This is a genomic window from uncultured Pseudophaeobacter sp., from assembly GCA_905479575.1.
Taxonomy (GTDB): Bacteria; Pseudomonadota; Alphaproteobacteria; order Rhodobacterales; family Rhodobacteraceae; genus Pseudophaeobacter.
In genome coordinates, this window is the sequence record CAJQNB010000083.1 from 1 (window position 1) to 9,278 (window position 9,278).

Annotated in this window: 10 protein-coding genes, 1 tRNA gene and 1 pseudogene; 3 read left to right on the forward strand and 9 right to left on the reverse strand. The window is 57.9% G+C overall.

Features of this window, described 5'->3' with window-relative positions; translation table 11 throughout:
* Positions 1 to 258: 258 nt before the first annotated feature.
* The 3 genes and pseudogenes from QZ268_RS18880 to QZ268_RS18890 all read right to left on the reverse strand — a co-directional run.
* Positions 259 to 770, reverse strand: a pseudogene (locus QZ268_RS18880) (IS3 family transposase); the annotation flags it as partial.
* 631 nt (positions 771 to 1,401) lie between these two features.
* Positions 1,402 to 1,478: transfer RNA gene (locus QZ268_RS18885), tRNA-His, on the reverse strand.
* 43 nt (positions 1,479 to 1,521) lie between these two features.
* Positions 1,522 to 2,004, reverse strand: coding sequence for a GNAT family N-acetyltransferase (locus tag QZ268_RS18890; protein ID WP_295455582.1), 483 nt, complete (start codon positions 2,002 to 2,004; stop codon positions 1,522 to 1,524).
* Between the two features lie 88 nt (positions 2,005 to 2,092).
* Here QZ268_RS18890 and QZ268_RS18895 point away from each other — a divergent pair, with 88 nt between their 5' ends.
* Entirely contained in the window at positions 2,093 to 2,281 is a 189-nt protein-coding gene (locus QZ268_RS18895; protein ID WP_295455583.1) for a DUF6324 family protein, read from the forward strand.
* A gap of 20 nt (positions 2,282 to 2,301) precedes the next feature.
* Here QZ268_RS18895 and QZ268_RS18900 read toward each other — a convergent pair whose 3' ends face one another.
* From QZ268_RS18900 to QZ268_RS18925, 6 genes are all read right to left on the reverse strand, one after another.
* Complete coding sequence (locus QZ268_RS18900) at positions 2,302 to 2,820, reverse strand: MmcB family DNA repair protein (RefSeq protein WP_295455584.1); 519 nt, start codon at positions 2,818 to 2,820, stop codon at positions 2,302 to 2,304.
* Positions 2,821 to 3,287: 467 nt separating this feature from the next.
* Positions 3,288 to 3,617: a hypothetical protein gene (locus QZ268_RS18905; RefSeq protein WP_295455585.1), complete on the reverse strand. Its 330-nt coding sequence runs from the start codon at positions 3,615 to 3,617 to the stop codon at positions 3,288 to 3,290.
* A gap of 203 nt (positions 3,618 to 3,820) precedes the next feature.
* A complete protein-coding gene (gene nusB, locus QZ268_RS18910) occupies positions 3,821 to 4,303 on the reverse strand; it encodes a transcription antitermination factor NusB (protein WP_295455586.1) in 483 nt (160 codons plus the stop codon).
* Positions 4,300 to 4,851, reverse strand: a complete 552-nt coding sequence (locus QZ268_RS18915) for a 6,7-dimethyl-8-ribityllumazine synthase (RefSeq protein WP_295455587.1) — start codon at positions 4,849 to 4,851, stop codon at positions 4,300 to 4,302. Before QZ268_RS18915 ends, nusB begins: the two co-directional genes overlap by 4 nt.
* Before the next feature lies 1 nt (position 4,852).
* Positions 4,853 to 5,974, reverse strand: coding sequence for a 3,4-dihydroxy-2-butanone-4-phosphate synthase (gene ribB, locus QZ268_RS18920; RefSeq protein WP_295455588.1), 1,122 nt, complete (start codon positions 5,972 to 5,974; stop codon positions 4,853 to 4,855).
* A 282-nt stretch (positions 5,975 to 6,256) separates the two neighbouring features.
* A complete protein-coding gene (locus tag QZ268_RS18925) occupies positions 6,257 to 6,844 on the reverse strand; it encodes a riboflavin synthase (RefSeq protein WP_295455589.1) in 588 nt (195 codons plus the stop codon).
* 321 nt (positions 6,845 to 7,165) lie between these two features.
* Between QZ268_RS18925 and QZ268_RS18930 the strand changes: the two genes are divergently transcribed.
* Both QZ268_RS18930 and QZ268_RS18935 read left to right on the forward strand, forming a co-directional pair.
* Complete coding sequence (locus QZ268_RS18930) at positions 7,166 to 8,458, forward strand: capsular biosynthesis protein (protein ID WP_295455591.1); 1,293 nt, start codon at positions 7,166 to 7,168, stop codon at positions 8,456 to 8,458.
* A gap of 95 nt (positions 8,459 to 8,553) precedes the next feature.
* A partial coding sequence (locus QZ268_RS18935; RefSeq protein ID WP_295455590.1) for a polysaccharide biosynthesis/export family protein occupies positions 8,554 to 9,278 on the forward strand: 725 nt, incomplete at its 3' end.

Here is a 9,278-nt window from a genome sequence, read left to right on the forward strand (position 1 = left end):
TTACTATATATAACAAGTCAGGCGCCATGGAGACATTTGATAATCGTCCGGCGCTTAATTCAGAAAAATATTGAAGCGTTTCATAAAATTGAAGTGATTGTTTGCTTCGATGTTAAGGAATTGTTCAACAAGTAACGTGCATAAGAATTACATCCAGAACGGACTGAAGTGGTCCCACTATTTAGGACAGGTTTGCGGCTCAGCTAAGATGTAATCGGGTTGGTTTCATGCCGCCTTCTGGGTTCGTGCTGTGTCGAAGAATGCGTCATCAGGGGATCGTTTGTCGAGAGCCGTGTGGGGCCGCTCAGAGTTGTAGAACCCAATCCAGTCTTTGATCACGCGTTTGGCGTGGAACCCGTCCTGCAATTCATGCAAATAGACGGCCTCCTGTTTGAGTGACCGCCACAGCCGTTCGATGAAGATATTGTCGAGATACCGGCCCTGTCCGTCCATCGATATTTTGACGTCAGCCTCGGTCAAGGTCGTGATCCAGGCTGCCCCAGTGAACTGAGATCCTTGGTCCGCATTCATGGTCTCAGGCTCGCCATATTTTGCGATGGCCTCGTTTAAGGCGTCAACACAGAAGCTGGCGTCCAGCGTGTTCGACAGTCGCCATGCCAAAACCTTGCGGGTTGCCCAATCCATGATTGCGACCAAATACAAAACCCACGGCGCACTGGGATGTAGGTAATGCCGCTGCACCAAACGTGGTATGAACGCGTGATCGGTAACTTATTCAGCAGGTATGGATAAATGAGATGCTGAGGGTGTTTCTTGCCCGCTCTCACACATGCAAGCATGTGTTGCCGGTCTACGGGGGGGTGGCCCTTTGCAGATTGCTTGCAGCCCCATGATGCCTATCAAATGGCGTACTCGGTGACGGCTTGCATGGAACCTATTTCTCGGCAAGTAGACTGCAAGCTGGTGGCTACCCCCTCTCGGCAGATTTGCAATGCAAATCGCCTGCCGGGCAATGGAAGAACGGATATTTCCTAAAGATCCGATCAATCCTTACCTGATAGTGCATCGCGCAGCGATATCACGAGAGGACTCATTCATTAGTTTCAACGTCTCAGATTTAACGCCAACCGGCGTGACATACAGCGATGACCTACTGATCTTCAGCAGCTTGCACTGCTTGGTCAAGCTCAGATCGGTGCGTTTCCGATTGATCATTGTCTTGCGTTCGGCAGGCCTCATCGCTTCAGCGAGCATGAACTTCGAGACGCGGCTCAGCACTTGTAAGCGCAGACGACAAATCGCTACTCGAGACTGAGGTCAGAAAGCGCAAACAAGGTGGCGCGACTCAGGAACTCTGGATGAGTTGGATCATAATTTCAGAAAACACGTTCCAACAACTGTCCAACAAATTTTGCAAGATCTGGTAAGTTGTTGTTTTGGTGGTACCACCTCCCCGGCTCGAACGGGGGACCTCCTGATCCACAATCAGGCGCTCTAACCTACTGAGCTAAGGCGGCACTGCGGGCGATTTAGCCTAGAGAAAACCGAAGCGCAAGAGGTTTATAACACAACTTCCCAGCTTTGTTCGATCAAATCCTGCCCAAAGGAGTGAACCGGCTTGCTGTCAATCAGCTGCCAGCCAAACGCCGCATAAAGCGCGCAGGCGGCCTGGTGACTTTCATGGGTCCAAAGCTGCATATCGCGGTATCCGGCACTGCGGGCAAACCACATGCATTGGTGCAGCAGTTCTTTTCCCAAACCCTGCCCGCGCGCCTCGGGGGTGAGTAGAAACAGCCGCAGTTTTGCGGTTGTTTCACTCTGGCGCACACAAAAGACCGATCCCAGGCGTTCCGCGCCGCGATGGGCAATCCAACCCCGTTCGCACTGCGGGTCATGCGCTTCGCAAAAATTCTGTAAAATCTCGGCGACCAGCGGCCCAAAGCTATCGTCGAAGCCTTCATCGCGCGCGTAGAGATCCTGGTGGCGCGCTACCAGCCATTGACAATCTGCCGGTTCGAATCGCCGTAATGTTGCTTTTGCCATAGCCTATCAAAGCCCAGAGCAGCTTGCCTTTCAAGTCATCGCAGGCTAGCACCGGATACCGGCAATAGATCTGCGGCAGGAGTGCAAAATGGGTATCAATAGCGAACGCGACGTCGAAGCAAACATGCAAATCGGCCCCACCGATCAGGGCATGGTGCGGCTGTTCATCGAAGCCGAGGGTGTCGAAATTCCAATGGATTTTGATCCCGAGGAAGCCGAAGAAATCGCAGATGAGCTGCGCGCTGCAGCCCAGGCTGCCCGCCTCGTTGCAGGCTAAAACAGCCTCTTCCCCTGCCTTCAGCCGTCTTTGGTGGGGTCACTAAAAAACAAGCCATCCCGACCGGGGCGAGGGTCGCGCAGGGAGTGCAGGCGCCTGGCGGCATCCATAGCAAATTTCTGGATCAGCATTTTGCGCCGGGCTGGCGCCAGTTTCACCTCTGGCGCCATGCGGACCACCTCGGCGTCGTAGTCATCTGCGATAATGATCCCGGTGCTCTCGGGCAGCAGATCCACCGGGAAATCCGTATCCACAGCCCAGAAATAGCGATCACACCAGTCCAGATAGCCCTGCCACTTGGTATCCGACTGAAAATCCGCCCGGCTGGATTTGCACTCAATCACCCAAAGCTCTCCTTTGGGGCCAAGCCCCAGCACATCCACCCGCAGCCCCCGCACCGGTACAAATTCTTCCAGCGCGGCAAAGCCAAGTGCGCGCAAATGGCGCGACACCCCACGGGCCAGCCGCTGTCCCGGCTGCAGCCGCAGAGGACGGGCATCATTGGAGAGGGTCTTATTGGTTTGAACAGGGGATGTCATAGGCCTCAACGTGAACAATAAGGGAACAAAAGGCAAGCCTCAGCCGCTAAATCGCCTGGAAAACCGGATTACAGCGCTTTGCCAGCTGAGCCCCTTGCTTTGGCCGCTACGGAGCACTACCTAGAAGCTGTGGCGGGTTCTGCCCCTTCAGTGCCGGAAGCATTCCAGTGGCCTTAAGCAATTCCACGGGAGCTGGCTCTGTGCGGACCCTGGTCCGTTTACCTGGCGCCCACCTGTACATACAGGTCCCCGGGAATCAAAACCGCACGTCTGCGGTGGTCCCGTCACATTTCCAGCCTCTCACAGACGATCTTTAAAGCCCCTGAAGCACAAAAGAAGGCCGCGACCCACTCATCATAGGGCGCGACACTCATAGGATGCGGCTTTTTCATTTGGCAAAGAGCAATGTGGCCTGCGCCACCCTGGCCGCCTTATCAACAAGACCAGTGCCGGAGCGCTGAGCGGCCCTAACCGCGCTTGTTGAACTGGCGTTTTTGTCCGGCGGGCGCTTCGGCTTTGACCCGGGCCGGTTCAAAAAAATGGGCAACAGGCGTGCCACCGCGTGGGCCATCGTCTTTTCTGGCCATTGCCATAATCACCCAGGCAAACTGCACCCCGGCAAAAACGATGCCATTCATAAACCACAGCAGAAACACCGCCAGCATCCCGTCGCTGGAGTGGCTGACCAATCCCCATAGGTTCATCACATTGAACCACAGCAACAGGGACACAAACCCGGCAGCGATGCCAAATCCGATGATAACATTTTTGATGTAGAGTTTTACCAGCTTGGGCATGACGACCTCATCTCTGTTACGGGCAAATTGTAACACTCCGCAGCGCAAGGTCCAGCAATACCCGCACCAAACGTCACTTCGGAGCCAGAAATAGTGTCGCACCCTGCCGGAGCTCCCCCAGGTGAGCCGCAATAAAAAAGCGTGCCACCAGGGCACGCTTTTCAAAATCGCGAATCGCATCCCCCCTCAAAGGGGGAGCGCGATCAAAAGACTTCCGGTTTTGCCTCGCGCGCCATATGGTCCAGCACCGCATTTACAAACTTGGGCTCTTTGCCTTCGGGAAAGAAGGCGCGGGCGATATCGACAAACTCGTTGATTACCACCTTGGGCGGGGTATTGGACTGGGTGAATTCAGCACCGGCAGCACGGAACAGCGCCCGCAGCGTCGGATCAATGCGCGCAATCGGCCATTTCGCCACCAGCGCCCGGTCTGTCATCTGGTCAATAGCGGCCTGAAAGTTCACGGCATCTTTCAACAGCTTGCGGAACAGGCCGGTATCGCCCTCGGCCATCTCTGCGTCGTCATAAACAGCGCCAAAGCGGTGGTTTTCAAATTCAGCAATCACCTTGTCAAAGCTCAGATCGCTGTGTTCCATCTGAAACAGCGCCTGCACCGCATAAAGCCGGGCGGCGGATTTCATCTGGGTCTTGCCATTGCCCTTAGGGGCGCTGTCCGAATGGGTCATGCTGTGCGGGGTCCGTTTCCTGTGCCAGCCAGCTGAATGGCTTCGGAAGGCGCCTTAAAGCCGACTCCCTTGGTCTGGGCGCCCCATTTACGCGTCAGTGCAATAAGATGCAAGGCCGCAGCAGCCGCGCCGCCGCCCTTGTTTTGATCTGCCGGATCTGCGCGCACTTCGGCCTGTTTGCGGTTCTCGACGGTAAGGATCCCATTGCCAATGCACAGCCCCTGCAGTCCCAGCAGCTGGATTGCGCGGCTGCTATCGTTGCAGACCGTGTCATAGTGGGTGGTTTCGCCGCGAATAACACAGCCCAGCGCGATAAATCCGTCAAAGTTGGAGCTGCGGTCGGCAATAGCAATCGCAGTGGGGATCTCCAGCGCGCCGGGCACTTCGACCACCTCATAAGAACCGCCTGCAGCCTCGATCTCGGCCTGGGCACCGGCCAGCATATTGTCAGCGATATCCTTGTAGTAGGGCGACATCACGATGGCCAGCTTGACCGGTTTGTCAAAAACCGCGCGTGGCATAATGTAGTGCTGTTCCTGTCCGGCCATATCAGGACTCCTTTAGAATGGGGCGGGTGCCCACGATGGACAGCCCATAGGCATCGAGACCCAGATAGGTGGTGGCGGGGGAATCCGTCAACAGCTCCAGCTCATTCAGACCCAGCTCTGACAGGATCTGCGCCCCCAGTCCGGTCTGTTTGATGGTACGCGGGCCTTCGTCTTCGGGCGCATAAAGCGCATGGCGCGGCTCGCGGAACAGACAGACAACACCGCGTCCTTCTTCGGCGATCAGCTCCATCGCGCGGGGCAGTTCACGCACCGGCTTGGGGCCAAGTCCAAGGATGTCGGAGGCCTCGTGCAGGGCATGGGTGCGGGTCAACACGGGGCCACCGGAGGTGAGATCCCCCTTGGTCAGCACCACATGTTCGACGCCGTGGGTCTGATCGGTGAAGATGCGCATGTTCCATTCGCCGCCGAACTCGGAGATCACGGTACTGCTGCTGGTTTCCACCACCAGGTTGTCGTTGCGTGAGCGATAGGTGATCAGGTCCGAGATGGTGCCGATCTTCAGCCCATGGGTTTTGGCATAATCCACCAGATCCGGCAGACGCGCCATGGTGCCGTCTTCGTTCATGATCTCGCAGATCACCGACGAGGGGTAATGCCCGGCGAGACGCGCCACATCGCAGCCGGCCTCAGTATGGCCTGCCCGCATCAACACGCCGCCGCGCCGCGCCCGCAGTGGAAACACATGTCCCGGCGTGGCGATATCTGCTGCGGTTTTTTCTGGGTCAATGGCCGTCGCCACGGTGAGCGCCCGGTCGGCGGCCGAGATACCGGTGGTCACGCCTTCGCGGGCTTCGATCGAGACGGTAAAGGCCGTCTCGTGGCGTGAAGAATTATGCATCGCCATCATTGGCAGGCCCAGTTCGTCAATGCGCTCGGCAGGCAGGGTCAGGCAGATCAATCCGCGGCCATGGGTGGCCATAAAGTTGATCGCCTCTGCGTCGGCAGCCTGCGCTGGGATCACCAGGTCGCCTTCGTTTTCGCGGTCCTCATGGTCCACCAGAATGAACATCCGGCCCGCGCGGGCCTCTTCGATGATCTCTTCAATCGGGCTGATCGCCGCGCGCAAACGGGCCTCGACCGGCCCCGGTGTTTCAAAGCTCATGCTGACAGCCTTTCGATACACATGCCCCAAGGGCCCATCGCCCGGCGGGTATATAGGGCGAAATAGCCCACCCTCGCGACAAAGGCCAGCCCCACCAGCGGCACAGCAAGGACTGGACGCGGCGTTTGTCCTCGCACAGCCCCGGAAATACTATGAGGGTTGAGGGGCTCTGCCCCTCGGCCTGCGGCCTCACCCCGAGGTATTTCAGGTAAGATGAAAGGGGCAGCCCCCCCCGCGTGGACGTGATGGATGACAGCGCCAGTCAGACGCGGGGTCTGCCTGTCAGCCTGCTTCGTGCAGCCGCGCCACGTAGCGCGCCAGGGTGTCGATCTCAAGGTTGACCTGATCGCCCAGCCTCACATCCCCCCAGGTGGTGACCTCTTTGGTATGAGGGATGAAGTTGATACCAAAATCGCAGCCCTGCACATCGTTCACCGTCAGCGATGTGCCGTTCAGGGCGACAGATCCTTTCGGGGCGATAAAGCGCGCCAGCTCTTTGGGGGCGCGCAGGGTCACGCGGGTGCTGTCGCCCTCGTCGCGCAGCTCCACCACCTCGGCAACCCCGTCCACATGGCCTGAAACAATATGTCCGCCCAGCTCATCGCCGACCTTGAGAGCCCGTTCCAGGTTGACCCGTTTGCCGACGCCCCAGGCACCGACATTTGTCTTTGACACCGTTTCGGCAGAGATCTGCACATCATACCAATCAGAGCCCAGTTCAATTACCGTGAGGCAGACCCCATCCGAGGCAATCGAAGCGCCCAGATCGATACCTGAAGTATCATAATGAGTGGCAATCCGCGCCCGCAGATCCCCCTGCTGATCCAGCTGGGCAATGGTTCCAATGTCAGTGACGATACCGGTGAACATCGTAAGGACTCCTAGGGTTTGACTACGGCGGGTTTGGCTACGGCGGAATTTCCTGGCGCAGAAGTAGCCTAAGCTGGCCCTGTTCTACAAGCCCTCCTCAACCTGCGGGCCGCCTTTACGCCCCCCGGATTCAGATGGGCGGCAAGTCTTTCTGTCGCAGCCAAGCGGCAGATATAGACGCTGGTCTCATTGGCTGTTTCGGAATACCCCTAAAGCGGCATAGCGCCCTTGTTGGCGATCCAGGCCATAGTTATGCCCCAGTCCGGTGCTATGAACCAAAGCGAGATTACCAGAACTTTAACCACCAAAGCCGCAATCCTGATGCAACACACCAGCGCTGTCCAACCCGTCTTTCTGTTCCTTCAGGGACCTCATGGGCCGTTCTTCAACGCCTTGGGGCAGATGTTGCGCACTGCAGGCTGCAGCGTTTGGCGCATCGGTTTCAATGCCGGCGATCAGGTTTTTTGGCGCGACAAGGCACAGTATCTGCCCTTTCGCGGCGCCCTTGCGGATTGGAAAGGTTTTTTTGAGCAAACCTGCCAGGACAAAAACGTCACCGATATTGTCCTGTATGGCGACACTCGGCCCATCCATGCGCAGGCGGTCGCAACGGCACATGCCCTGGGGTTGCGGGTACATGTGTTTGAAGAGGGGTATCTGCGCCCCTATTGGGTCACCTACGAACGGGATGGCTCCAATGGCAATTCACGGCTGATGCGGACAGATGTGGCTGAGATGCAGGCCGCTTTGGAGCTCTCGGATATGGAAGCGCCGCTGCCGCCCTCCCATTGGGGCGATATGCGGCAGCATGTATTCTACGGCGCGCTTTATCATTGGTTTGTCATGTTCTGGAACCGCAAGTACCGCAACTTTCAGCCCCATCGCGCGATCCCTGTGACCCGCGAGTTTCAGCTATACCTCAAGCGCTTGCTGCTGATGCCCCTGCAGGCGCTGGAGCGTCGGCTCGCCACCTGGCGCATTCGCAACGGTGGCTTTCCCTATCATCTGGCGCTGTTGCAATTGGAACATGACAGCTCGTTTCAGATGCATTCCCCCTTTGACAGTATGTCCAGCTTTTTGGCCGAGGTAATTTCAGGATTTGCCGCGGGTGCCCCCCGCCACCACCATCTGGTGATCAAGGCTCATCCGCTGGAGGATGGCCGCAGCCCGATCCGTCGTGAATTGCGACGCCTTGCCCGTGAGCATGGTATTCTGGACCGCGTGCATTATGTGCGCGGCGGCAAACTGGCAGAGCTGCTGAATGAGGCCCGCACCGCCGTTACGGTAAATTCCACCGCCGGACAGCAGGTGCTGTGGCGCGGCATCCCGCTCAAGGTCTTTGGCGCTGCAGTCTACGACAAGGACGCCTTCACCTCGGCGCAGCCTCTGGCCCAGTTCTTTGCCGCACCAGCCCGGCCGGACAACCGCGCCTATAAGGACTACCGGCGCTACCTGCTGGAAACCTCGCAGGTTCCAGGCGGGTTTTATTCCCGTTCAGGGCGGCGCCAATTGCTGCGTCATGTAGTTGATATGATGCTGTCATCCCATGATCCCTATGATGCGCTGCGCCACGGCACAGCGGCTCCGCGGCAACAGTTATCGGTGGTCCACTGAGCGAAACCGCTCGCAAGACTGGATTTTATCCTCGAACCGCGCTAGCCTGACAAAAAAACTGAGGCAGAATAATAATAGGTCGAGGAGACCGAGCAGTGAAAAACGTCCCCCTCTCCTGGGTGCGGCCCGTGGCGATTCTCGCTGCATTGACGCTTGCGGCGTCTTGCGGCTTGCCTAAAGTTGGCCCCAACAAACGCCAGATCTTTGCCGGATCGGTGCAAAAGCAAGGCGACGCCTTTGTCGTCTCCGTCAATGACCGCGTCACCCGCGCCACCGCTGTGGTTCCGGCGCTTGGCTTTTCCAACGGTTTTATCAATGCCGGGCGCCTGACCTCGGATACCATTCGTCCCGGCGATGTTCTGGGGCTGACCATCTGGGAAAACGTCGATGATGGGCTGTTGGCCAATGAGGCCAGCAATGCCACCGCGCTCGAGGAAGTTCAGGTCGACAGCGCCGGCTATATCTTTGTGCCTTATGCCGGGCGCTTGCGCGCCTCTGGCAACACCCCAGAGCAGCTGCGCGAAGAAATCACCAAAAAGCTGGAAGATCAAACCCCAGATCCGCAGGTACAGGTGCGCCGTGTGGCCGGGGATGGCTCCACCGTCAGCCTGACGGGCGCCGTGGGCGGCCAGGGCGTCTATGCCATTGAGCGTCCGACCAGAACCCTGTCCACCATGCTGGCCCGGGCCGGCGGTGTGGCTATTGAGCCCGAAATTGCCCAGATCACCGTGATCCGGGGCGGCGAACAAGGCAAAATCTGGTTCCAGGATCTGTTTAACCACCCCGAGCTGGACATCGCCCTGCGCGGCGGCGACCGGAT

Bases quoted from the DNA above. Each gene is read 5' to 3' on its own strand.
- QZ268_RS18905 (WP_295455585.1), bottom strand. From the start codon at position 3,617: ATGCCCAAGCTGGTAAAACTCTACATCAAAAATGTTATCATCGGATTT.
- ribB (WP_295455588.1), bottom strand. From the start codon at position 5,974: ATGAGCTTTGAAACACCGGGGCCGGTCGAGGCCCGTTTGCGCGCGGCG.
- QZ268_RS18915 (WP_295455587.1), bottom strand. From the start codon at position 4,851: ATGGCCGGACAGGAACAGCACTACATTATGCCACGCGCGGTTTTTGAC.
- QZ268_RS18925 (WP_295455589.1), bottom strand. From the start codon at position 6,844: ATGTTCACCGGTATCGTCACTGACATTGGAACCATTGCCCAGCTGGAT.
- QZ268_RS18930 (WP_295455591.1), top strand. From the start codon at position 7,166: ATGCAACACACCAGCGCTGTCCAACCCGTCTTTCTGTTCCTTCAGGGA.
- nusB (WP_295455586.1), bottom strand. From the start codon at position 4,303: ATGACCCATTCGGACAGCGCCCCTAAGGGCAATGGCAAGACCCAGATG.
- QZ268_RS18900 (WP_295455584.1), bottom strand. From the start codon at position 2,820: ATGACATCCCCTGTTCAAACCAATAAGACCCTCTCCAATGATGCCCGT.
- QZ268_RS18890 (WP_295455582.1), bottom strand. From the start codon at position 2,004: ATGGCAAAAGCAACATTACGGCGATTCGAACCGGCAGATTGTCAATGG.
- QZ268_RS18895 (WP_295455583.1), top strand. From the start codon at position 2,093: ATGGGTATCAATAGCGAACGCGACGTCGAAGCAAACATGCAAATCGGC.